Origin of the sequence: Hafnia alvei, from assembly GCF_964063325.1 — a bacterium.
Classification (GTDB): Bacteria; Pseudomonadota; Gammaproteobacteria; order Enterobacterales; family Enterobacteriaceae; genus Hafnia; species Hafnia alvei_B.
The window spans coordinates 2,510,342-2,535,238 of sequence record NZ_OZ061315.1 but is presented as its reverse complement, the minus strand read 5'-3'; the positions used below and the strand labels follow the sequence as shown (position 1 = coordinate 2,535,238).

Here is a 24,897-nt window from a genome sequence, read left to right as displayed (position 1 = left end):
TTTGTGACACGATCAAGATCGGCTTATCTTATTTTAATTGCCTATAAAATAATCATATCGGTCATGGGCCGTTCATTGGTCGCTGATGAACAGCATATAGAATGATCGTTTAGCACGGCTGGAAAGATCCTTTAATGAATTAACACAAAGAATAAACAGGGCGAAGTGCTAGGCTGGGGAAGTACTTATATAACGAGGAGATGTTATGACACCGATATATACGCTGACGCTAGCTCCTTCACTTGATAGTTCTACGACAACGGCCAAACTCTATCCTGATGGCAAATTACGTTGCTCAGAGCCGGTTTATGAACCGGGCGGCGGCGGTATAAACGTGGCTCGCGCCATAGCCCATCTTGGTGGAGAAGCAAATGCCATCTTTCCCGCAGGCGGTCCAACGGGGCAGCACTTAGCCGAATTGCTTGAGCAAGAAAAAGTGGCCATTCAAACGGTGACCACGCAGGCCTGGACTCGACAAAATATGCATGTGCACACCGAAATTACCGGAGAGCAGTATCGCTTTGTCATGCCTGGCGCAAAACTGACGTCACAGGAGTTTGATCGTTTACGTGAGTGCGCTATGGGTATTCCTGAGGGAGCTATTCTTGTCATCAGCGGCAGTCTGCCCGAAGGGGTGACCACGGAAGAACTTCAGATACTGTTGCGTCTGGCACAAAAGAAAAATATCCAATGCGTGCTCGATAGCTCTGGTCATGCGTTGATGGCAGGTTTAGAAGTGGGCAATTTATTGCTAGTGAAACCGAATCAAAAAGAACTGTCTGAGCTTAGTGGTAAAGATTTGCTGGCAGAGCCTAGCGCCGTGCTTGAGGCTGCACAGTCTATTGTTGCGACTGGAAAATCAAAATACGTCGTGGTTTCGTTAGGGGCTCAGGGGGCGCTGGCCGTCGGGCAACATCACTGGGTTCAGGTTGTGCCACCGCCGGTAAAAATGAAAAGTACCGTTGGAGCGGGCGACAGCATGGTAGGTGCGATGGTGCTTAAATTGTCGCAGCAGGCGGATTTACTGGATATTGTTAGGTATGGCGTTGCCGCGGGGAGTGCTGCAACCCTAAACAAAGGAACTCGCCTTTGCCAGCAGAATGACGTGAATGCACTTTATGACTATCTCTGCCAGCAACAAACGCCGCTAAACGATTTATAAATATCGCCTCGAATCACTACCCATCCTAGCGATGGGTAGAACCGTTAGTCCATCACCGTTTTATACAAAATCAGTAATGCACCGATTACACCTTCGAAAGTTGATCTCATTACAAAGCCGGACATGAACAAGAACAACCCACAACCAACTATCATCCAAAAATAAAATTGCTTAATCATGACTTCTACATCCTTTCTTTCAGCCATGATCCTAACATATTCATATTATGAATGTTCGATAAGTGAGAACTCACTTTCCTAATAACAGTCATCGGTGGGCTAATTTTTTAATCTCAGCACTCCGTTACGTGCGGCTGCTCGATGTTGCGATTGATGATCTAAATGCTGTTATTTGTTTGTTTTGTTTAGATAATTAAACGCTTACGTATAATTTCTAAAAAATATTTTTATTTTATTGCAACTATTTTACGTAAATTGACATTTCAAACTATTAAAATAGTGCCCTGTGGAATATTCAGCTGATGTAAATCAAGTTTATCTTTCTCTTTAATTTGTATTCTTAAGGTGAATAATAAATGGAGGTTACATATGCTTAGGAATAGAGCATGGGTAAGCGGGATAGCAATGTTGCTTGCCCTGCATGCGCCAGTACACGCCACGAACAAGGGCACAATTCGTTTCGTAGGTTCGATTGTTGAATCAACTTGCGACATTACACCAAGCGGTAAGGGTTTCCATTCATCATGCTACAGAGATGGTGATTATCTGGAACGAGCGCACAGTGTGTTAAAAAGCGGTGATAAGGTTAGTTTGCCCACTAATGTGGCTGATGTTCATTTGAAACCCATCGATGGTCACCCCAATCTGGGACATTTAGTGATTAACTATCACTAAGAGCTCCTTTGCTGAGTGTTTCCATGGTTTAGCTTTTGCATGGAAACACTCAAGCCCTTCCTTTAAGACTTTTCTCCTTGAGGCTTTTTATCAAAGCCGGGATAGTGCGTCATATCGATAACACTAACGGCAACACGCGAGTTATTCATGCAGTGTATGATCTCTGCAAACAGAGGGGAATTAACCAATGAGAACCATATTAACTGCCGCGATATTATTCGCGTTGGCTGGATGTAGTAGTCCTGAATCAATTACAGCGAATAAACATCAGGTCATGGATTTAAAAATAAGCCGTTCTGCCGGTATCTATTCTCAGTGTCTAAATAAAAAATGGTCTGATATTAACCCTGCTACACGTTATTATAACAATAATAACACGCATACTATTGCTAGTTATTTAGATGGGCAAGGGGAAATGGCATCGGCAAAAATCCAAACGATAAGCGACAATCAGGCCGATGTAGAAATCTTTCTAACATCGCGTGGCAACAGCCAGCAAGCCTTACTGGAAGCCGCTAAAGCCTGCGTTTGACGTTCCTTGATAAGTGGTGTCATCCCAGAATATAGCGTTCAGCTACGTTATAGATAACCAAAAGAATAAATATAATGAGAGTTAATATCAGCACTTTAATTGTCGTTAACTTTCTTTTTGGCCATAATATGAAAGCTACAAGACCTGCTATTACCAAAGTCACTGGATAAAAATAGAATAGGCTGAACCATATAATAACGATGTAGTCGTGAAGCATTATTTTCTTCTCGATTACCTTGCCGCATAAGCGGCAAGGTAATGTTATTCTTTAGCTAAAGAATTTACCTTTCAACATATCTAATCCTGCGCTGACCAATGAGTTTCCTTGCGGAATTTCACCGTTAGGTGAAAGGCCATCAATCAGTTTAGGTAAATAGGTGGCCAGAAGCTGCGATGCGCTATCGGTGTTAATGCCAAGAGAGCTTGCAAGCGCGGCGATGGACTCAATACTAAACACATTCTCGACTTGTTGGCCGGAAATAGGTTGGTTACTGCCGCTGCTAATCCATGACTCAACAATACTTCCCAGTCCTTGGCTGTGAAATTTTTCAACCAACGCGCCTATACCCCCTTGCTGTTCTACCCAAGCTAAGATGGCTTTAACGTGATTGGCATTGTCACCTTGGCCGCCTAAAACGCCGCCTAGGCTATCTAATAATCCCATGATGTGACTCCAAATTCGGTAAATAATAAGGAAACTTAATACTTCGTTGGCACAGTATACCGTGCATGGCCTTGAAGCCAATGGCTAAAGTATGGCTAAGAATCGATGATTCGGATGATATTTAACCGAAGAAATAACTTTCAGATCAATCTTAAAAAACTGGTTAATTTGAGCAAAAAAAGGTGATGGATTTGAATAATGGTCATTCTTCTCCTAGGCTTATAGAACACAATAGCTACAAGGAAAGAGAAAATGAAATATACGAAATCAGTTGTTATGGGGATTGCCGCACTGACGACAGCTTTTGCATTATCTGCCTGTAGTACTTACGATCGTGCGGCAAGTTATGTCACCGAACCCGTGGTTAAAGACGTTAAAGTTGGCATGACCAAACAACAGGTTGTTGATATTGCCGGACAACCAGCAACCAGCATTACTATGGTTAATGCTCGTGGAACCTGTAGTACTTACCTGATAAGTGGAACAGATAAAAAGCCACAAAACTATTTTGTTAGCTTCGATGATACCGGTAAGGTCCTCAATAAGGGCTACCAGTCTTGCTCTGAATATGACACTAATCCTCAAAAATAAATCTGGATGATGTTAATAAATTCGCGTTTTCTGGCGGCCTTTTAGGGCCGCTTTTATTTGTCCTATTGGCTGGCCATTTTTTGTGCGCCGCGTCACGGTTTTATTGACATGAATTTTAATTATCACTAAGCTCCAACCCAACACCGGTAGCTAATATCTGTGCGTAAGCGTTCACGTCATCCAACGCATTTAATCCTGTTTGCTATTTATGCAGGGGAGAAGGCGTTTCTTTTTGGCTTTCTCCTTGCTTTTGGAGTTAGCACTGTATGTCTCAATCTCATTTTATTAGTACCCCCAAAGCAAATCATGCGTTGTTGCCTTTGACGTCAGCCGTTTTTCTTACTTATCTCACGGTCGGATTACCTTTACCTGTTATTCCCTTATATGTGCACAACCAATTAGGCATGAGTAATACCATGGTTGGTATTGCTGTGGGAATGCAGTTTCTTGCAACGGTGCTCACTCGAGGCTATGCGGGACGGTTAGCCGATCAGCAGGGAGCAAAACGATCGACGCTTCAGGGTATGCTGGCCTGCTCGCTCGCAGGCGTTGCTTATCTGTTGGCGGCGCTGCTGCCGGCTGACGCTATGACCAAATTTATCATTCTTTTGGCCGGGCGTTTGGTATTAGGTTTTGGCGAAAGCCAGCTGCTGACTGGAAATTTAACCTGGGGTTTAGGTCTGTTAGGACCATCACGCTCAGGTAAAGTGATGTCATGGACGGGCATGGCTATTTACGGTGCCCTTGCGGCAGGTGCGCCACTTGGCTTGTTACTGAATCAATATTGGGGATTTGCCGCATTAGGCGTTTCTACTCTGATATTACCGCTTGTGGCTATTTTGATTAATTTCAAGGTTAAGCCGGTTGCTCCTCATGCTGGTCAACGCATTCCAATGTGGCGGATGCTGGGTAAAATTTGGCAACCCGGTGTGGCTCTGGCACTTCAAGGTGTTGGCTTTGCCGTTATTGGCACGTTTATTTCGCTATTATTTAGTTCCCACGGTTGGTCGCATGCGGGATTGGCACTCACCAGCTTCGGACTTTCTTTCGTGTTAATGCGAGTACTGTTTGGCCAGTTGCCAGATCGGATGGGGGGAATGAAAGTTGCTATTGCATCGTTGGTGGTTGAAACCATAGGGCTAATCCTGATTTATGTAGTAAGCACCTCCGTTGTGGCCCTCATCGGGGCTGCCTTAACGGGAGCTGGGTGTTCGTTAATGTTCCCCGCGCTTGGTGTTGAAGTCGTAAAAAGAGTGCCGGCTCATGTGCGTGGTACGGCGATGGGAGGGTATGCTGCATTTCAGGATGTTTCCTACGCTATCGCAGGGCCACTAACGGGCATTTTGGCAACTACGTTAGGCTATTCATCGGTATTTGCCGTTGGAGCAGCATGCTCGGCGTTGGGTATTATCGTTATCCTGCTCTTCCTACGACCAGCTGCGTCGCAGACCATTGAGTCTTAGGTGAAAAAATCAAGGCCTCGAATGAGGCCTTGATTCTAGAGATAAATTGAGTTTGGAATAGAGCCACCAGTAGGTGTTATCCCGTCCCGCCATTTGGGTGGGTTTCCGCCGGGTAAGCCATCGAGGTGGCCGACATTGTGCTTGAAGCAACAACCAACACTAATGAAATCAACTTCTTCATTTGACTCCTTCATGACCTGCGGTTTTAGTACCATAACGCGATGCATCAACTTGAAGCGTGATCGGGTTCACCCTCTGAGCAAATGGTTTGAGACGATGAAGTAATCCGTTGTTATTGCGGGTAATTATTCTCTTTACAATTTTGGCACGCAGAAATGACAAATCGAGCGGTCGCTGGAAACCGATAATCTTAGATATTCTGCTAAGCTTAATAGGATTAATTTTATTAACGATATCAATTGAGCTTGCCAATTTTGGTTGAGCATAGGCTATTGGAGGTCTAAATGGGTTTGCTAAGTTTCGTTAAAGACGCGGGAGAAAAACTTTGGGATGCCGTGAGTGGGAATCATGATGATAAACTCAAAGAGCATATCAATAAGCTTGGTTTACCAGGAGCAGATAAGGTTGACGTAAAAGTCGCGGGTGATGGCACGGCAACGGTTTCAGGTGAGGGCGTAAGTCAGGAGCTGAAAGAGAAGATCTTGGTTGCTATTGGTAACGTTGCTGGTATCAGCAAAGTAGACGATCAGCTAGCGGCTGCGCAGTCTGGCATTGAGAGCCATTTCTATACGGTTAAAGCGGGTGATACTTTAAGCGCGATTGCTAAAGCGCAGTACGGCAACGCCAATGACTACATGCGCATTTTTGAAGCTAATAAACCTATGCTGTCGCATCCAGATAAAATTTATCCAGGGCAGATGCTCATTATTCCACAAAAATAATTGGGCCATTGCGTTTATAAGCCGCGTATACGGCTTTTTTTGCGCCACATGTTATCCATGAAATGCCATTTTGCCCCTCGTCGATATCCGTTATGTCGCTGTCTTGCTATTATCGAGCAACAAAAAATAACGAGGCCTATCGGATGAAAAAAATTCTTACCCTATGTTTGAGTTCGCTATTATTGGCAGGGTGTGCGAGCAGTGAGGGGCAATCGCCGTTTAAGAGCTATTTCTCCTGTGATATCCCTGCGGCGAGTCACTATCCTACAATCGAGTCTACGTCAGATTTACTCGTGAATATGCGCAAACTGGGCGTTGATGCAGAACGTAAAAATGTTGTGGCGGCTCAGTGGGCACAGCAAGCCACAGATGCTAATGAGAAGACGAAAATAGAGTCCTGCAGCAGTGAAATACGTCAAGCATCAATAGAGATTATCCAGCCTCAGGTAAGCCGAGTTCAAAGCGTGACGACAGGCCCCAATCAGTTAAATGCACTCAATGACGTCAATGCAAAATGGCTGGCGTATATGAATTCAATTACGCTAAAAGGGACTGATGCCTCTCTAGCGAAAGCGTTCAATAACGCAGCAGATAATCTTGATAAGATGTGAGATGAGGTTAGGATTTTTTTTAAAAAAGCACCTAAATGACATTTAGGTGCTTAAGAGGCAAGTTTGATTTAACTTAGAAATCGTAACGCAGACGAACCAAATTTAGGTCACTTTTATTGTCTGTTGTATTTGTAAATACATGTTCGACGTCGATCTGGAAACCATAATCGAACTTGGTAGAAATACCGAGAGTCTGATGGTTGCTCTGATAATCACGACCAGTATTAAATTTCAGGCGGTCACCAGCATAATAAGGTGTAATGTTTTTCACCAAATATTGGCTGACAGGGAAAGTATAACCTGCATAATATTCAACACCGTAGCCATTTCCAGCAAAGTAATCATGACGATTTTTTACGCCGGTCATTAAGAAATTACGATACCATCCGGCAGATGCTGCCAGAGTCCAATTGTCAGGTTTCCAGCTTAACCCCGTCCCCAATAATTGTTGGCCATTGTCGTTCTTGCCACTATCCGCACCGTTATTTTGTTTGATGCTTTGTTGGATATAGCTGTACGCAGAACCCCCACGTTAATTCATCCGTGATGTGGTAATCCACACCTAATGCGCCGCCACCTTTACGTTGATAACGCAGCGGGTTGCCGTTATTTACGCCGGCAGGGTGGGAGTCGTCATGTAAAACACCACCAACATACAGATCAACGGGCCCAAAGGTATTTTTATATTGGACTAGATTGTAGCTGCGGTATGAGCCGTCGTAGTTGCCGTTATAACCGTTACCTGGAGCCTGAGCCTGCATATCGAAGTCCCAGATATCCGTTTTAGCGCCAACAACGGTGTAGTAGATACTATTTTGCTTGCCGTAGGTTAGAGTACCCCAAGTTGCGCTTTTCAGACCTCCGAACAGCATGCGTCGATCGGTGTTTGCTGCGCCATCTGCATAATGATTATCCCAGTTGAATAGCGCTGGAATATTCACACCCAATTCGTAGTAACCAATCAGGCTAACATCGTCGAACAGATAATAATCGGCAGAGAAACGAAAACGCGTTCCGCCGTCATAACCGTTGCGCTTATAAGAGCCTCTGTCACTGTTGCCCATTTCATCTATGAACTGTGGACGAATACTACCGCCAACCTGAAACTTCAAGCGGCTGAGTGGATCGCCAGCCTGCGGATCTTGCTCTAACAGAGTAATTTCTGCCAGCGAGGAGAAAGAAGCACAACCCAATGCCACTGCTAATACAATTTTTTTCGCCACATGATGTTTAATCATTTTTTATCCCTGACGTATAACGAATTTTTAATTTACATTCGTAATTGTTTTATAGGTAAAATAATAGAAATACATAAATATGATATATGTAACAGCCATTAAACTCGATATGTATTCAACTATATAGCGCAATAAATTGCAACAATAGTAACGTATTTAAACTAGATAATTAGAACTCGAATTTACTATTTAGCTGAAATTTAATACAAGTTAAAAACTGTTGCATTAAATTTGCTCAATCCTAATACAACGCGAACAATAATCCAACTAAATTGGTTGCTATCAGTGAATGAACATTGGGAGGAATTTATAAATAATAACGCACCTGAATTAACATGTATTAGTAGTGCCGTTTGGTTATAATTACGTAGCGTCATTTATCTCTATATACCACGGGTAACTATAATAGTCATAAACGTGATCTGTTCACGCAAGTTCAAAAATTCCAACAGGCGTTGAAGAGTGGCGATGTGTCAGAGGTGAAGTCTTTTTTGCATTTCCTCTCTTATGGGAAATTCTATTTTTTAGTTATGAAAAAATCGGCTCAAAGATACACTCATTATGTTTAATTGGTTTTATATGGATGTTTTTTGATGAAGATTATTTTCAATGAGATGATTTAACTTAACGACTTTATATTCATGAAAGAACAGATTAACTGGCAATGCTAATTAATACTGAGCTATTACTCTAGGTGGGTGAATAATAGGAACTAAAATAGTTAGGCCCATGATTGCAATTTATCGAGGAGCATATCTGCACAGGATTGTCCCTAGTTATAATTAAGAACAATGTCTGTTTCTGGTATATAGCAGGGCCTGTGACCGAGTACGCGTCAGTCACTAGTTCAAGGACCAGAACTGATCGAATCTGAGAGCATTATTGCTGCTGTTTTTTCGCCGTAGGGAAAGTTTTTCACAGGAAAATTTAGTTCTTAATTTTGTGATTTTATGCGTGATAACAATTATGTTGATGTGGCTCTGCTAGAGCCACTGTGTCTACTTACTTAACCATGAGGGCCTATTGATAATACTGTAATTCTCTTCGCTGTATTATCAACAGTAAAATGCACCCGATGTTGTTGTGATAATCTTATCGAGAAATTATATGGACCACGCTCAGGTAATCTCTCATATCTAAGATCGCCAACTCTAGCCGCAGCATCATTTGGTGGCAGGTTCATATCTCTAATCAGTCGCCTCCATTCATAATATTTTCTCATTCCTGATGGTTCAACTATTCTCAAATTTGATGCTTGTGGTGCGCTATCATTAAAATCCCAACTCATAACAGTTCCTTATTTTTAATGGTCTTAAAATATAACTCTTAATTGTTATCAAATTTATTTAAGTTTGTTGTTTTTATTAATGATTTATTAACTATGATATTAATTATAAATAATTAACTTCTTAACATTTAATATGTTGATGAATTGGTGGCTTTTATATGAACGAAGGATTTTAAAACACAGTTATTCTTTCTCAATGCAACGTTTTATTTTGAAAATGTCACTTCATGCAGTACAAGGTTATCCTAAGAAGGATCTTGAAAAGACTAGAGTCAAAAGGGGGCGTCCGTTCGTATATCGAGATATCTGATCTGAATGGACTAATGTTTCTCCCGATGCACCGCAATCAACAACACATTCATCACTGACTCAGTGCTCATACGTCGTCTCATGCTCCGTCTCCAACCGATATCCCTGTGTGAGAAGTGATCAAGATCAACGGCTAGATAGGCGGTTTTATATCAGGACTATTTTTGATCGATTAAAAAGAGACCTGATACGATTCCTGTATCAGGTCTAGGGTAATGGCTCTTGGGAGAGAGCCGTGCGCTAAAAGTTGGCATTAATGCAGGCTTGGATTGCCTTGCTATTTAAGAGTAGTCGACGGTTTTTTTTTTGCCAGTTTTTAGCCAATTATGCTGTTGAAGATAACTAAAGCAAATGTTAAGTCTTTCTTTTGATGGGAGATGAGCTTGCACGAGAGATTATGCCATTAGTAAAGCGTTGCTCTATTTTATCTTTAACGCATAACGTTAAGCGTGGCATTTTTGGGGTTGGAGAATGAAGTGGAAGGGCGATGCTTTTCTCAGAAGTCGTACCCATTATAAACTAAAAAAACACCGCCAGTCGGCGGTGTTTTTGTTCAGGGCTAGCGAAGAGGGATTGCAGTGCCCCAGCTTTGCCATTTATCCGGCGCATTATCATTAAGCAGGTAGTGCGTATTCGGTTGAGCCTGTGGCGCGAGCGGCGTAGTTGGTGGTGTGGCAAAGGCGATGCCGCCGCGAATAAATTGCTGGAACGTGCCAGTTTTAACCATACCGCCCGTTAATCCAAACTCGACGTTATAGCCTGATGCCAGCCAGAATACTGAGTTTTCACGCACCAGTTTTTGGTATTTCTTGCTGATGCGCAGCGCTACGTGCACGCGGTCAGACATCGAGCCCAGATAGAGGCCCGTCACGGTACCCACTTCGATACCTCGGAAAAGAACCGGAGTACCAATTTGCAGCGATCCCGTCTCTGGCGCATCGACAATCACGCTCAGTCCATCGAGGTAGCGTGAATCAGCGATAGAGGCTTGTTGCAGCTCAAAGGTTCGCATGGTGCGTCCATGACCTGGTTCTAAGTTGATGTAGGGCTGTAGCAGGGTTTCTAAATTACTGACGCCGGTAGCTGAAATCTCCGGTGTAACGATGGAGAAGCGCGTTCCTTGGCGTGCAAAGGAGTCCACATATTCGGGATAAAGCACCGCTTTCGCTAACACTTCGTTGCGTTCGTTGGAGAGTTTTAGCGATTCAACCTGTCCAATATCGATGCCGAGATAGCGAATTGGCATTCCGGCTGAGAGTTTTGAAGCATCGTAGGTGCGCAGGGTGATCTGGCTCCCAATCGCTCTGGCCGCCGTTTCTGAAGCATAAAGCTCAAGCTTCTGCCCCTTGGTAACGCTAACGCCCTCTATATTGTCGAAGCTAACCGCGCCTTTGATTGCGCGATCTAGCGGAGATGCTTGAATCGTCAATCCGCTGCCGTTGAGCTGGACTTTAGCTCCGCCTTCCGCCCAGAAAATAGTTTGCGGCGTAAGCAGCTTTCGGTAGGCCGGTTGAATATAAACATCGATTTCAAATTCATTGGATTTAGGACGAACATCAACAATTTCCCCAACTTGGAATTTACGATACAGCACAACGGAACCCGCTTGAATGTCAGGTAAGGTTTCTGCGCGCAAAGTCAGGGTTGATGGCGGAAGATTACCGGTAATGCCTTGCTCAGCATGTTCACTGTTTTGGTAGAGCGGGTATTTATCCTTGGGTTCACCTTTGCTGCCCGGGATGACGCGAATACCGCCATCTAGCCATTCTTGTGCGCTTGCACCAAGCAATTGAACACCGTCAACACCAAACTTAACGTCAAGACGGCTGTTGACCACAAACTTGCTGTCGGCATGAATCCGGCTGCGATACTGCGGCTCGATAGCGACGTCGAAGACAACCGAGTTATCTTTCAGAACCCGATGAAGGACTTGGCCAATTTTAATCCCGTTCATGCTGATAGGCTGGCCAACGTCCACGCCATAGCTTTGTGATGCGCTGAGCGATAGCTTAAGGATATTAGGCTGCTGTAACAGTGACTCTGCGCTAGGCAGTACGGCGAAATGGTTTTGTGGTTCACCTTCGCCAGGGAGCAGTTCAAATACGTTACCCGTGAGCAGCTGGCTCAGTTTGGCATTATCCAAGCTGAGGCGAGGGCTGGTCATTTTGATGCGGGTTCCACTGCGCATCAGATCGACGATGCTAGGATCAATCGTTAATTCACCGCTGACTTTGCTGTCTTTCTCCAACGTCATTTTGGTGAGCGTGCCGACCTGCAACCCTTGGTAAATAAGAGGCGTTCTGTCCGCTGTGAGGCCATCGCCATTGGGTAAATCTAAACCGATGACGACGCCGCGCTGGCTGTGAGCCAAATCGGGATAGAGCGTGTAGTTGTGATTGGCTACGGCCTGCTTGCCTCCGTGGGGTGAGTCAAAGGCAATGGCCCCATTCACTAACGCGGCCATGCTTTCCATCTGCACCGAAATGCCGTCTAAGGCAAAATCACCTTTGAAACCAGAGACATTCCAGAAACGACTGTTGTCTTTCACCAAATTAGCAAAGCGCTTATCGATAAGTACATCGATGCTAACGCCTTGCTGGTTTTCAGCAATGGTAAAATCGTAGACTTTACCCACCGGAATTTTGCGGTAATAGACCAATGAGCCGGTGCTTAGAGAACCTAAGTCAGGAGCAAACAGGTGGATGAGCAATTCACCGGTATTAAGGCGGAATTTGGGCTGAGTATCCAATGCGACGAAATGTTGGCTCGGCTTACCCGTACCCGGCATCATCCCAATGTAGTTACCGCCGACTAGCGCGTCTAACCCTGAGATCCCGGCCAGAGAGGCTTTGGGCGTGACGAGCCAAAACTGAGTGCCATCACGCAGGGCGTCTTTCATATCGCTTTTAATGCTTACGCTGACTTCAATTTTGTTGAGGTCATTGCTGAGCGCTATTTTTTGCACCGTGCCGACTTCAACGCCTTGATAACGTACCGGCGTTCGGCCAGCCACCAAGCCTGCCGCCGACTGGAAATCGATAATGACGGTATCGCCGCGCTCTTGCATTGTGGAATAGATTAACCAGCCTGCAATCAGAAGGGCGATAAAAGGTAATAACCAAAACGGTGAGATACGGCGTTTACGTCGTAGCGTTGCGTTAGTCGGTATATTCGGCGTTTCCTGTTGCATGAGCATCCCAAATCAGTCGGCTGTCTAACCATTCTACGGCAAGGATGGTTAGGAATACGGCGGCACCAAAATAGAAGGCCGCCGGTCCCATAGTAAAAGAAAGTAGCTGGTCGCGATTAACCAACGACATCATTAACGCGATAACAAAAAGATCGAGCATCGACCAGCGGCCAATCCACGTCACTAAGCGTAGTAGACGCATGCGTGTTTTTAGGCTGTGCTGGGTTTTAAATTGGATGCTGATCAATAAGAACAGCATCACAATCACCTTAGTGAAAGGAACTAAAATACTGGCAATAAATACGATTGCTGCAATAGGAATATTGCCCGAGGTTGCTAACGAAACTACGCCAGAAAAAATGGTGTCTTCCATCCGCACGCCGTTCACGTACAAAATTGAGATGGGCAGCATATTGGCGGGGAAAAGCATCACGATGGCAGCAATCAGCGCGGCCCATGTTTTTTGTAGGCTGTAGGGCTGACGAGCATGCAACGTGGTATGGCAACGCGGGCAGCGGCCTCGTTCATCAGGTAGCCCAGTATAGTGGCAGGCACAGCAGAGTTTCATTTCATACGGTGACGTTTTGGGCTGGGTTCGTGGATAAAACCGCTCCCACAGTTGATTCAGATTAAGATGAATCAATGTGACCAGTGTGAGTAACGTCATCATCACGTAGGCAAAAAAAGCGTTTCCTACGTTGATATCCGCATATTCCTGAACCTTTATACAGGCTACGCCCATGCCGATAAGATAGATATCGAGCATGATCCACTCTTTTAATCTGTCCAGCATCAATAACACTGGGCGCAGATTCATGCCTAGTTTATGGCCGAACCGTAGATAAAGAATGGAGAGCGGAAGCGTCAGCGGGGCGCCTACGGTACAAAATGCCACCATGCTGGCCGTGACCGGGTCCCCTTGGATCGCCATTTGCCAAATACCTTCAATCAAGCTGGCATAAATCGTCGTTCCTAGCAGGCGGATTTGAATCAGCGGCTCGTTTAAGGCAAACGGCATCAGTAGCAAAATTGCAATAGACAGCGCGGTTAAGCGCGTCATGGACCAATCACGTCCAGAGCAAATTTTGGCACAGCAACGTGGGCAGTATGCAGTATGATTTTTATCCAGCTCAGGTAGTTGGAAAACATAGTCGCATTCGTGGCAACGTTTGATGTGCTGTTCGGGTAGCGCAGTAATTCGAGTGATATTCATTCAGAAACGCAGGATGGCTGGCGCAAAGGGTGAAAGTATCGCATTGATGGCCTTAAAACAGAATGGTTGTTATAAAAATGTAGGTCTAACTGATGTAAAGATACAATGTGTAACGAGTTAAAGTGTAGTGATGTTGGATAGGCCTTGTGTGATAACGCATTTAATGCTTATTTTATGTGACGTATTCGGGCCTTATGGCTGTCGTCCAGTAACAAGATAACGAGATTTACATGAGTAAAAAAGAGTTTTATGCCGACCTAGCGCGTGATTTAGCTGCTCTAAGCAGCGGCGAATATAACTTTATCGCAACATTATCCAATGCAAGTGCGCTAATTTACGAGCGATTAGAGGATGTTAACTGGGTCGGATTCTATTTGATTGATGGTAATACGCTGGTACTTGCGCCTTTCCAAGGGAAATTAGCCTGTGTGCGAATTCCTGTAGGTAAAGGTGTATGTGGTACTGCGTTTGCCAAAAATGAGATCCAACGCGTTGCCGATGTGCACGCTTTTGCCGGTCATATTGCCTGTGATGCAGCCAGCAATGCTGAAATTGTGCTGCCTATTGAGGTAAATGGACAAGTTATTGGGGTTTTAGATATCGATAGCACAGTTTATGACCGATTCGATAAAGAAGATGAAAATGGTTTAAAATCAGTGGCTTCTGCTCTTTCTGAACACTTAAAAGAGTGCGACAGCACAAAATTTGTGACATTTGCATAAGGTTGTCGTGCGTATGGCGTGGCTTTTGGCGGTAGCGCCATTATAATGTCGCCTGTTCATGCCATCGCTGGTTGGCAAACCCGTTGTAATCAGGAAATTTCATGGAAAATCAACCCAAGTTGAATAGTAGTAAAGAAGTCATTGCATTTTTAGCCCAGCGTTTCCCGCAGTGCTTTAGCGCAGAGGGCGAAGCACGTCCGTTGAAAATCGGTATCTTTCAGGATCTGGTTGAGCGGATGCAGGGAGATGAAAACGGACTGAGCAAGACTCAGCTACGTTCAGCGCTCCGTCTGTACACCTCAAGCTGGCGTTATCTGCACGGCGTGAAAGTGGGTGCGGAACGAGTCGATCTTGACGGTAATTCGTGTGGTGTGCTGGAAGAGCAGCATGTGGAACACGCTCGTCAACAGTTAGAAGAAGCCAAAGCGCGAGTTCAAGCACAACGTGCAGAACAGCAGGCGAAAAAACGTGAGGCTGGGGAAACGACTGAGAATCGTCGCCCACGTCCAGCGGGTAAAAAACCTGCTGCACGTCGTACCGATGCTGCTAACGGTGATAAAGAAGTGCGTAAACCACGCACTCCTCGCCCGCAACAGGATCGCACGCCTCGCGCGAACACAGAATCAGCTAAACCGCGTGCTGTACCGGTGACTGACATTACTAAACTGACCGTAGGTCAGGGCGTAAAAGTCAGCGCAGGTAAAAGTGCGATGGACGCTTCCGTATTGGAAATCACCAAAGATGGTGTACGCGTTCAGCTTTCTAACGGTCTGGCGATGATTGTGCGCGCAGAACACTTGCAGTTCTGATACGGAGGCCAGCCAAGGCATGAACAAATTTTTCAGGGTATCAGCGATAGCCCTGGCGTTATTCGCTGGTGCCAGCTTTGCGGCTGATAATGTTGCTTACAACATTAATCAGTTACCGCAGTTGCGCCAAGAGCCGCAGCACGCGACCGTCAGTGAACGGGTGACGTCACGTTTTACGCGCTCTCATTATCGTCAGTTCGATTTGAACGATGATTTTTCTAAAAAGATCTTTGCGCGTTACCTCAATATGTTGGACTACAACCATAACGTGTTGTTGGCCTCTGACGTTGCGCAGTTCAAAGACCGTGAGACGGCGCTGGATGATGAGTTAAAATCCGGCCAATTAGATACCGCTTATGCGCTGTTTAATTTGGCACAAAAACGTCGCTTCGAACGCTACGAATATGCACTGTCCTTGCTGAAATCTCCGATGACTTTCGACGGTAACGACACCATTGATGTCGACCGTAGCAAATCACCGTGGCCAACCAGCACGGAAGAGTTGAATAAGCTTTGGGAAGCCAAAGTTAAATACGATGAATTGAACCTGAAACTGGCCGGTAAAGATTGGCCAGAGATTCAAAAAATCCTGACCAAACGCTACCAGTTTGCGATTAAACGTCTCACTCAAAGCAAAAGCGAAGACGTTTTCCAACTGTTCATGAACGCGTTTGCGCATGAGATTGATCCCCATACCAACTATCTGTCCCCGCGTAATACTGAGCAGTTTAATACCGAAATGAGCCTGTCTCTGGAAGGTATCGGTGCAGTGCTTCAGCAGACCGAAGACGACTATACCCAGATTAACTCGATGGTTGCCGGTGGACCTGCAGCGAAGAGTAAATCTCTCAAAGTTGGCGATCGCATCGTTGGCGTTGGCCAGCCGGGCAAACCGATGGTAGATGTGATTGGCTGGCGTCTTGATGACGTGGTTGAGTTGATCAAAGGGCCAAAAGGCAGCAAAGTTCGTTTGGAAATTCTGCCAGCAGGTAAGGGTACCAAAACACGCACTATCACGTTAACGCGTGAACGGATCCGCTTGGAAGATCGCGCGGTGAAAATGAGCGTGAAAACCGTTGATGGCAAGAAAGTCGGGGTTCTGGATATTCCTGGCTTCTACGTCGGCCTGACCGACGACGTCAAAGTACAGCTGCAGAAGCTGGAAAAACAGAACGTGAGCAGCGTGATTATCGATCTGCGCAGCAACGGCGGCGGTGCGTTAACCGAAGCGGTATCGCTTTCTGGCCTGTTTATTCCTAACGGTCCTGTTGTTCAGGTGCGCGATAATAACGGTAAAATTCGTGAAGATGCGGATACCGACGGCGTTGTTTACTATAAAGGCCCGCTGGTAGTTCTGGTTGATCGCTTCAGTGCGTCAGCGTCAGAAATCTTCGCTGCGGCTATGCAGGATTACGATCGTGCGCTGATTGTTGGTGAACCAACCTTCGGTAAAGGTACCGTGCAGCAATATCGTTCGGTAAATCGTATTTACGATCAGATGCTGCGTCCAGAGTGGCCGGAGCTGGGTTCAGTTCAATACACAATCCAGAAGTTCTACCGTATTAACGGCGGTAGTACTCAGCGTAAAGGCGTGACACCAGATATTATTATGCCGACGGGGCTGGAATCGATTGATACTGGCGAAAGCTTTGAAGACAACGCCTTGCCTTGGGATAGCATTAAAGCGGCTACCTACGATAAAGCCGGGGATGTGCAGAAGTTTGATCCGGTTCTGTTAGCCGATCACAATCAGCGTATCGCGTCGAATCCTGAGTTCCAATATATTGAGCAGGACATCGCTCACTATAAAGCGCTCAAAGATCGCAAAAATATCGTCTCTCTTAACTATGCACAGCGTGAGAAAGAGAACAAAGATGATGATGCAACCCGCCTGAAACGCATTAATGAACGCCTGAAAGTTGCGGGCAAAAAGCCAATTAAATCACTTGATGATTTGCCAAAAGATTATCAAGAGCCCGATCCTTACTTGGATGAAACGGTAAAAATTGCGCTTGATCTTGCTCAGCAAATGCAGGGCAGCTCAAAATAAGCGAGCACGGTGACAGTAAAAAGAGCGAGAAATCGCTCTTTTTTTATGTCTGCCGTTCTGGCTGAATGGTTGGGAAATAGTCAATTATGTGATTTTTAGTACGTCAAATTGTAAAGTTATGTTTCTTTAGTGTGTTATTGCTTAACACCACTTGAATCCCGCGCAGATGGCCTTACGATCTATACACTAAATCATTCGAGTTGCATGAAAGTAGCAAACAAGAGTTGCTAATGTTTCTGCCACTTGAAGTAAAACGAGTATATGCATCGCATAATGCGTGCTCCATAAATGAGGATTAATAAATAACATGATGCGTATCGCTTTGTTCCTGCTAACCAACCTTGCTGTCATGCTGGTGTTTGGTGTGGTGTTAAGCCTGACAGGGATCCAGTCCAGCAGCGTGCAAGGGCTGATGGTGATGGCACTGCTGTTCGGCTTTGGTGGTTCTATTGTTTCGCTGTTGATGTCTAAGTGGATGGCTTTGCGTTCGGTTGGGGGAGAAGTTATCGAGCAACCACGCAATGAGACAGAGCGTTGGTTGGTTGAGACCGTCCGCCGTCAGTCTCAGCAGGCAGGTATTGATATGCCGCAGGTTGCGATTTACCACGCACCGGATATGAACGCATTCGCAACAGGTGCGCGTCGCAATGCATCACTGGTGGCGGTGAGCACCGGTTTATTGCAAAACATGAGTCGTGATGAGGCCGAAGCCGTGCTCGCGCACGAAATCAGCCACGTTGCCAATGGTGATATGGTGACGATGACGCTGGTTCAGGGCGTGGTGAACACCTTCGTTATCTTCATCTCGCGCCTGATCGCTCAGGTAGCTGCTGGATTCTTGTCGGGCAACCGCGATGAGGGTGAAAGCAGCAGCGGCAACCCAATGATTTATTTCGCGGTATCCATGGTATTGGAGATTGTATTCGGGATCTTAGCGAGCATTATTACTATGTGGTTCTCGCGTTATCGTGAATTCCGCGCTGATGCGGGGTCGGCTAATTTAGTAGGGCGTGAAAAAATGATCGCTGCACTACAACGCTTGAAAACAAGCTATGAGCCGCAGGAAGAAGGGAGCATGATGGCATTTTGCATCAATGGTCGTAATAAATCATTTAGCGAACTGTTCCTGTCACATCCGCCGTTGGATAAGCGTATTGAAGCCTTACGTACCGGCCAATATCTGAAGTAATTCAGGTTTGCCATCGGTGGCCAAATAGCTAGCGACAAACAAAAAGGAGCCTTTGGGCTCCTTTTTACTATCCGATAACCATCAGATATTATCGCGCTACGCGCAGGCCGCCTTCAGTTCCGCGAGGAGAAAACACCACTTGCCATAGCTGGATATCTCGAGCGCGGAAAGCCCCCGCGCAGGCATTGAGATAATAGCTAAACATGCGGAAGAAGCGTTGAGAATAGTTATGCTCGATCTTCGGCCAATTCTGGACGAAACGTTCATACCAAGCCATCAACGTGCGGTCGTAATCAGCCCCAATATTGTGCCAGTCTTCCATCACGAATTTACCTTCACTGGTGGTTGCGATGTGCTTAACCGAGGGGAGGCAGCCATTAGGGAAGATATATTTATTGATCCACGGATCCACATGCATATTGGTTTCGTTTGCGCCAATAGTATGCAGTAAGAAAAGCCCATCAGGCTTCAAATTACGCGCCACCACGTTGAAGTAGGTTTGGTAGTTTTTTGGCCCGACATGCTCGAACATCCCCACTGACACAATGCGATCGTACTGTGCGTTCAAGTCACGGTAGTCTTGTAGCAAAATCTGCACGTCTAAATCTTTACAGCGTTCCTGAGCCATTTTCTGTTGCTCTGCTGAAATGGTGACGCCGTGAACGGATACGCCGTAGTTCTTCGCGGCATAAGCTGCCAGACCGCCCCAGCCACAGCCGATATCCAGCAGGGTCATTCCTGGCCGCAGTTGAAGCTTTTCACAGATCAGTTTTAGCTTAGCTTCCTGAGCCTGCTTTAGCGTCGTCGCATCTTTCCAGTAGGCGCAGGAATATTGCATATAGGGATCGAGCATTAGGCTGAAGAGATCATTTCCTAAGTCGTAGTGTTCCTTGCCGACGATCCATGCACGTTTTTTCGATTGAAGATTGGTAAGACGCGCCGCTGCGACACGCAAGGTGTCTTTGATGTGGTGTGGCAGCTGATTCTCAAGCCCAGCGCGCAGCACCTTCTGAAAGAAAATATCTAAACGGTCGCACTCCCACCAGCCATCCATATAGCTCTCACCCAGACCGAGTGAGCCTTCTTGCAAGACGCGTTTGAAAAAGTGTGGATTTTTAACGCGAATATCAAAAGGGCGCGAGCCATTAACCTCGATGTCTGCCGACTGCAACATTTCACTGGCAATTCGATACCATTGACTGTTTTGCACGCTTAGATCTTCTATACACGATGAACTCATAGTTTCTCCATGAACCAAATTCTTCATAAAACTGACCTGCTAGAGAGCGTTGGCAATCTAAAGGCGCACGAGTACCAACGGATAATCCGCGGTGTTTAACCCGACTTAGAAAAATGGAAAACTGAGGAAACCCATGCGGTTAGCAGGGACTCATCCTTAAGAAAAAATGTGATGTGCTCCGCACATCGGAAAGCAAAAGTTACTTACTAGCAGAATAATTGTAAAAGCAACCTTCGCAGTATAGGACGCAGCGGTGAGAGACTCAAGTATGAATCCGCACCGCTGCTCAATGGTTTAGCGTAAAGGAGACAAAAATAAATTAATGCTGTGACTGATGTTTTTTACCTGATTCACTCGCCGCTAGCGATTCATCGGATAATTTTCTTGTGACATTGTCACTTTTGAGCCAGTAACCGAAAGCAACCAATACTACGGTGCCCGCCATGATGGCGGTTGTGGCCAATAACGCTGACTCGACAAAAACGGATACCAGCAGGCTTGCCAAGAAACAGACGCCTAACTGTAGAGTGTTCTGCAATGCCGCTGCTTTGCCACTGCTTTCTGGGAATGGCGTTAATGCATTGGCAACCACGATAGGGTAAATCGCGCCGTTTGCCATGGCCATAATGCAGAAAGGGACTAACAGCGCAAAGAGTCCCGGTGAACCCAGCAGCGCCATCGCAAACATTCCTACCATGCTCAGGCTGTATACCACTAACAGCCAAGGCAGCATTAAGTTTCCGCCGATACGGCTCAGCAGCGCGCGGCAGCCATAGCCGCCAATCAAAAATGCGATGGTCTGTGGAACATAGCTTAGGCCAATGTCATTCGGGCCATAGCCCATATCGCCTAAAATGAACGGTGAACCGGTGAGCCACGCGAAGAAACCGGCGGAGCACGCCGCGAAAATCATCACGTTGCCGGAGAAAATATTCGAGCGCATCAGTTGGAAAAAGCTGATGTTCTCTTTAGGCTGGTTTTCTGCGGGTTTCCGACGCTCATCTTTAAGCATGAGGGTTGGGATTAACAGCAGCAAAGAGATGCCAAACAGCACGGCAAAGATAGCCTGCCATTCTAAATGGTTAAGCAACCACGCGCCCAATAGCGGCGCAAGAGCTGGGGACAATGCCACCAACGGCATGATGGTAGCGAACACGCGATTGGCAACGCCTTTGCTGTAGCGGTCGATAACCAGCGCCTGCCACGTCACGGCGGCAGAGCACACCCCAATCGCCTGCACAAAGCGCAGCACCAGAAGCTCTGTGGTGGTATCCACCCACAGCATGCCCAAGCAGCCAAGACTAAACAGGGTTAAGCCCATGGCTAAAACCGGCTTACGCCCGATGCGATCGGACAGAGGCCCCCATACCAGCTGCGCGAAGGCAAAACCGGCGAGGAAAATACTGAGACTCGCACTGATGGCACCAGCGGAAGCATTAAGATCCTGCTGCATCGCACCAAAAGCGGGAAGATACATATCAGTGGCCAGATATCCCAGCATGCTCAATCCGGCCAGATAGAACATGAAAAATGATGAAGTTCGCATTATTTTGACTCGTTATATATTTGTTGCAGAATGAATGTGTGACGCGGGGAGTGTAGCGATCTCTCTAATTACTTGTGAAACGCTAATATTTGCTATCATGGATGAAAATTTTTGAAAGCAAGAAAAGTGAGGTAGCGCACATGTGGTCGGAATACTCATTAGAGGTTGTTGATGCGGTTGCTAGGACGGGAAGTTTTAGTGCCGCAGCCCAAGAACTGCACCGTGTGCCGTCTGCCGTGAGTTATACGGTCCGCCAACTAGAAACTTGGCTAGCGGTATCACTGTTTGAGCGGCGTCATCGAGATGTTGAGCTCACCGAGGCAGGCGCATTTTTTGTTGATGAAGCTCGAACTATTATCAAAAAAATGAATTCCACCCGCCGTCAATGTCAACAGGTAGCAAATGGCTGGCGTGGACAGCTAAATGTTGCAGTAGATCGCATCGTTAATCCTCGCCGAAGTCGCCAACTGGTGGTCGATTTTTACCGCCATTTTCCTGATATGGAATTAATGATCCACCCAGAAGTGTTCAACGGCGTATGGGATGCACTGGTCGCCGGACGCGTAGAGGTGGCGATAGGAGCGACGCGCGCGGTTCCCGCCGGAGGGCGTTTTTCTTTTCGCGATATGGGGTTTCTACGCTGGCATTGTCTGGTTAGCCCCGATCATCCGCTGGCAACGCTGGAGGGTGAGTTAAGTGACGACAAAATTCGTCCCTTTCCTGCTTTATGCATTGAAGACACATCTCGAGATCTGCCTAAGCGCGATACGTGGCTATTAGATAACCAGCGCCGCTTGGTGGTGCCTGATTGGCAGTCGGCCTGCGATTGCCTGGAGAATGGGCTTTGCGTTGGCTTGATGCCTGCACACATGGCAGAACCGTTGGTTCATGCGGGTAAGCTGAAGATCTTAGAATTGGCTCAACCGTTTCCTGATAGCGCTTGCTGCGTAACTTGGGAAGATCATACCCGTTCGCCGGCGATTGACTGGTTGCTTGATTATTTAGGTGATACTGAAACGATGAATCAAGAGTGGCTGAGCCCTGAATAGGATTAGAGCATGATGATTTGGCCATGTGGCGGAACATCGTCTTCGTCGTGTGTCACTAGCAGGGTGGCAATATTCGCCTGACGTAATTCGCTAAAGACCCACTGGCGAAACTGTTGTCGCAGCGCTTTATCAAGCTTGGAAAAAGGCTCATCCAAAGCCACCACGCGAGGGCGAGAAAGCAGGGTGCGTAACAAACTGATTCTGGCGCGCTGGCCGCCAGATAATTCATCAGGATAGCGAGATGAAAATTCGTTCATGCCAATTTTCCCCAATGCCAGTGCGACCTGCCGATGCTGTTCTTCTCTGCTGGTGTTATCTGGTAATGCGAAGAGCAAGTTTTGCTCAACGTTAAGGTGGGGAAACAGCAAATCATCTTGGAATAACAGCCCTATCTTTCGCTGATAGGCAGGAAGCTCAGTCACCTCGCGATTATCAATCAGCACTTTTCCCTGCGTTGAGAGTGGGGCGTGAGCGTGTCCAGAAATGGCCATCAATAAGCTCGATTTCCCGCAGCCGCTTGGCCCCATCAGCGTGAGTATTTGGCCGCCTTCTACGTGGGTATTCAACGCTGAAGTTAGCGGTGTGCCATGCAGGAAAAGCTGAAATTGCTCGAGCGCTAAAACCGTCACAGTTTTTTATTCCTTGTTAATATGAATGGCAGAAATAGCGCGATACCGTAAACCAAAAGCGGAATGAACGTTTGCCACAGGGCCGCAACGGCAGCCATTCGACGATCGATACCGGATGCATAGGCAACGGTTTCAGTTGCCAATGTGGGGAAGCGCCCAGCGCCTAAGCCCAGCGTGGGTAAATATAATCCCATGCTAACCGCGAAACCTAGCGCAACGGAAAGCGTTAGTGGTTTGCTCAATAAACGGATCTTGATGCGCCAGAAACAGGTCCAAGGCGCTTTGCCAAGAGATTGTGCGGTGTAGAGCAGTCGTGAATCGAAAGCCTGCCACGCGCCGCTGAGGCTAAGAAAATAGTACGGAACGATAAACACCATATGGGCAAAGACAACGCTGGGCAGCAGGCCAATAACATCCAGCCAAGCGGCCATATGCTGTAAGCCGAAGATTAGGCTGATTTGTGGTATCAACAGTGGGGCGAGCAGAAGCCAAAAGTTCGTTTTGCTACGCGTATAAAATTGCCACTCCAAAAAACCAACGCACAGCACCAAGCTTAACAGGTTCGCCATCCCCGCAATGAGCAGGCTATTCATAATCGGCGCACTGAGCTGATGAATGCTGGTAAGCCAATAATCATCGGTCCACTGTAGCGGGAAAGAAGAAGAGAAAGGCCAACGCCACGCAATAGACCAAACGAAGAGTACCGCGTAAGCACCTAGCGTTAACAGCACGCCAATTGTCCAGAGCGGAGCAAGCGGCATACGCCATGTGTTGCGCCTTTGCCCATAAGCGTTGCGACAATATTTCAACCAGAGTTTTTCACCGCATCCCCATGCGCCAAAGCTGGCTAATGTCATCGCAATAAGCAACAGCGTGCCAGCGGCGGCCAAAGACTGGTGCCCCATCGAGGGTTCGCTTATCCATTGCCAAACTAACAACGCCAAGGTGGTTGGCTGCTGTGGCCCCAATAGAATCGCAATATCCACGGCGGATAGCCCAAAGGCGAGCACGCAAAACAGCGGCAGGCGCAGGGCCACCAGTATTTGCGGCACTAATAGCAACCACCAGACTTTTTCACTGTGGTAACCCAATGCGTTACCAGCCTGCATTTGACGGGCCACATCAATTCGCCCCGCGATGTTAAACGCCAGCAAAAATAAAAAGGGTGTCTCTTTGATCACCAGTAAAAGAATTAAGGACAGGGCATAAGGGTCATTGACGATCGTCCAATCAGGCGGGCGCACAAAACCCGTAAATGTTGGGGATATAAGCCTGAGTAGCCAACCTGAAGGAGATAACAGCAGTATGAGTCCGGTCGCCAGTGCAATATGCGGCATGGCTAAAATCGCGCTCGAAACAGCGCGAGCGGCCCCGCTGGCGCGCTGTATAACTTGCCCGCAAAGCGCTAATGCCAACCAAAGTGATATTAAGGTAGCGGCGATTGCGCTCCATAAACTCAGGCCAACCGAGCGCATCAAACCTGGCCATTGGAGTAAAAGCGTCCACGGCTGGATGAAGTTATTGAAAGAGGAAATGTCAGACAGCGGCTGAGTCAGTGCCAGCAGCGCTGCCAATATTGGCAACGCTCCGGCAAAGAACAGCACAACGGGGAACAGCGCTAAAAGAAAAGGGCTGCTCTTCATCAC

The 24,897-nt window shown here is 46.7% G+C and carries 20 protein-coding genes and 1 pseudogene; 12 read left to right on the top strand and 9 right to left on the bottom strand.

Features of this window, described 5'->3' with window-relative positions:
* Positions 1 to 205 precede the first annotated feature (205 nt).
* The 3 genes from pfkB to AB3Y96_RS12120 all read left to right on the top strand — a co-directional run bounded on the left by pfkB (position 206) and on the right by AB3Y96_RS12120 (position 2,548).
* On the top strand, positions 206 to 1,162 hold the full coding sequence (pfkB, locus tag AB3Y96_RS12130; RefSeq protein ID WP_072309575.1) for a 6-phosphofructokinase II: 957 nt from the start codon (positions 206 to 208) through the stop codon (positions 1,160 to 1,162).
* 584 nt (positions 1,163 to 1,746) lie between these two features.
* Positions 1,747 to 2,016, top strand: a complete 270-nt coding sequence (locus AB3Y96_RS12125; protein WP_367299305.1) for a type 1 fimbrial protein — start codon at positions 1,747 to 1,749, stop codon at positions 2,014 to 2,016.
* A 187-nt stretch (positions 2,017 to 2,203) separates the two neighbouring features.
* Positions 2,204 to 2,548 (top strand): RNA helicase, encoded by a 345-nt coding sequence (locus AB3Y96_RS12120; RefSeq protein ID WP_072309573.1) that lies wholly within the window; start codon positions 2,204 to 2,206, stop codon positions 2,546 to 2,548.
* A 268-nt stretch (positions 2,549 to 2,816) separates the two neighbouring features.
* Here AB3Y96_RS12120 and AB3Y96_RS12115 read toward each other — a convergent pair whose 3' ends face one another.
* Positions 2,817 to 3,212, bottom strand: a complete 396-nt coding sequence (locus AB3Y96_RS12115) for a YidB family protein (protein WP_072309571.1) — start codon at positions 3,210 to 3,212, stop codon at positions 2,817 to 2,819.
* Positions 3,213 to 3,464: 252 nt separating this feature from the next.
* On the opposite strand from AB3Y96_RS12115, the gene osmE reads away from it, so the two are divergent.
* The 4 genes from osmE to AB3Y96_RS12095 all read left to right on the top strand — a co-directional run bounded on the left by osmE (position 3,465) and on the right by AB3Y96_RS12095 (position 6,779).
* Positions 3,465 to 3,803, top strand: coding sequence for an osmotically-inducible lipoprotein OsmE (osmE, locus tag AB3Y96_RS12110; RefSeq protein ID WP_072309570.1), 339 nt, complete (start codon positions 3,465 to 3,467; stop codon positions 3,801 to 3,803).
* Positions 3,804 to 4,069: 266 nt separating this feature from the next.
* Positions 4,070 to 5,266 (top strand): MFS transporter, encoded by a 1,197-nt coding sequence (locus AB3Y96_RS12105; RefSeq protein ID WP_367299304.1) that lies wholly within the window; start codon positions 4,070 to 4,072, stop codon positions 5,264 to 5,266.
* Between the two features lie 464 nt (positions 5,267 to 5,730).
* Positions 5,731 to 6,168, top strand: a complete 438-nt coding sequence (gene lysM / locus AB3Y96_RS12100; RefSeq protein ID WP_367299303.1) for a peptidoglycan-binding protein LysM — start codon at positions 5,731 to 5,733, stop codon at positions 6,166 to 6,168.
* A 143-nt stretch (positions 6,169 to 6,311) separates the two neighbouring features.
* Positions 6,312 to 6,779: a hypothetical protein gene (locus AB3Y96_RS12095; protein ID WP_072309537.1), complete on the top strand. Its 468-nt coding sequence runs from the start codon at positions 6,312 to 6,314 to the stop codon at positions 6,777 to 6,779.
* A gap of 73 nt (positions 6,780 to 6,852) precedes the next feature.
* On the opposite strand, the pseudogene AB3Y96_RS12090 reads toward AB3Y96_RS12095, so the two are convergent.
* From AB3Y96_RS12090 to yebS, 4 genes and pseudogenes are all read right to left on the bottom strand, one after another.
* Positions 6,853 to 8,002 (bottom strand): annotated as a pseudogene (locus AB3Y96_RS12090) (porin).
* A 1,021-nt stretch (positions 8,003 to 9,023) separates the two neighbouring features.
* On the bottom strand, positions 9,024 to 9,305 hold the full coding sequence (locus AB3Y96_RS12085; RefSeq protein WP_367299302.1) for a hypothetical protein: 282 nt from the start codon (positions 9,303 to 9,305) through the stop codon (positions 9,024 to 9,026).
* Positions 9,306 to 10,173: 868 nt separating this feature from the next.
* On the bottom strand, positions 10,174 to 12,804 hold the full coding sequence (locus AB3Y96_RS12080) for an MlaD family protein (protein WP_367299301.1): 2,631 nt from the start codon (positions 12,802 to 12,804) through the stop codon (positions 10,174 to 10,176).
* Entirely contained in the window at positions 12,773 to 14,017 is a 1,245-nt protein-coding gene (yebS, locus tag AB3Y96_RS12075) for a membrane integrity lipid transport subunit YebS (protein WP_367299300.1), read from the bottom strand. Before yebS ends, AB3Y96_RS12080 begins: the two co-directional genes overlap by 32 nt.
* Before the next feature lie 230 nt (positions 14,018 to 14,247).
* On the opposite strand from yebS, the gene AB3Y96_RS12070 reads away from it, so the two are divergent.
* The 4 genes from AB3Y96_RS12070 (at position 14,248) to htpX (ending at position 18,787) form a co-directional block, all read left to right on the top strand.
* Positions 14,248 to 14,739 (top strand): GAF domain-containing protein, encoded by a 492-nt coding sequence (locus tag AB3Y96_RS12070; protein ID WP_367299299.1) that lies wholly within the window; start codon positions 14,248 to 14,250, stop codon positions 14,737 to 14,739.
* Between the two features lie 101 nt (positions 14,740 to 14,840).
* The gene (proQ, locus tag AB3Y96_RS12065) at positions 14,841 to 15,548 is read left to right on the top strand and encodes an RNA chaperone ProQ (RefSeq protein WP_367299298.1); all 708 of its coding nucleotides are present in this window, start codon (positions 14,841 to 14,843) and stop codon (positions 15,546 to 15,548) included.
* Positions 15,549 to 15,567: 19 nt separating this feature from the next.
* Positions 15,568 to 17,598: a carboxy terminal-processing peptidase gene (gene prc / locus AB3Y96_RS12060; protein WP_072309531.1), complete on the top strand. Its 2,031-nt coding sequence runs from the start codon at positions 15,568 to 15,570 to the stop codon at positions 17,596 to 17,598.
* 307 nt (positions 17,599 to 17,905) lie between these two features.
* A complete protein-coding gene (htpX, locus tag AB3Y96_RS12055; protein ID WP_008813588.1) occupies positions 17,906 to 18,787 on the top strand; it encodes a protease HtpX in 882 nt (293 codons plus the stop codon).
* An 88-nt stretch (positions 18,788 to 18,875) separates the two neighbouring features.
* On the opposite strand, the gene cfa is transcribed toward htpX, so the two are convergent.
* Together cfa and punC are read right to left on the bottom strand one after the other, a co-directional pair.
* Complete coding sequence (gene cfa / locus AB3Y96_RS12050) at positions 18,876 to 20,027, bottom strand: cyclopropane fatty acyl phospholipid synthase (protein WP_072309530.1); 1,152 nt, start codon at positions 20,025 to 20,027, stop codon at positions 18,876 to 18,878.
* 319 nt (positions 20,028 to 20,346) lie between these two features.
* Positions 20,347 to 21,573 (bottom strand): purine nucleoside transporter PunC, encoded by a 1,227-nt coding sequence (gene punC / locus AB3Y96_RS12045; RefSeq protein ID WP_367299297.1) that lies wholly within the window; start codon positions 21,571 to 21,573, stop codon positions 20,347 to 20,349.
* Positions 21,574 to 21,713: 140 nt separating this feature from the next.
* Between punC and punR the strand changes: the two genes are divergently transcribed.
* Positions 21,714 to 22,622 (top strand): DNA-binding transcriptional activator PunR, encoded by a 909-nt coding sequence (punR, locus tag AB3Y96_RS12040; protein ID WP_072309621.1) that lies wholly within the window; start codon positions 21,714 to 21,716, stop codon positions 22,620 to 22,622.
* A 2-nt stretch (positions 22,623 to 22,624) separates the two neighbouring features.
* Here punR and AB3Y96_RS12035 read toward each other — a convergent pair whose 3' ends face one another.
* Entirely contained in the window at positions 22,625 to 23,251 is a 627-nt protein-coding gene (locus AB3Y96_RS12035; protein ID WP_367299296.1) for an ATP-binding cassette domain-containing protein, read from the bottom strand.
* Entirely contained in the window at positions 23,248 to 24,894 is a 1,647-nt protein-coding gene (locus AB3Y96_RS12030; RefSeq protein WP_367299295.1) for an ABC transporter permease, read from the bottom strand. The genes AB3Y96_RS12035 and AB3Y96_RS12030 overlap by 4 nt, the downstream gene beginning before the upstream one ends.
* Between the last annotated feature and the right edge of the window lie 3 nt (positions 24,895 to 24,897).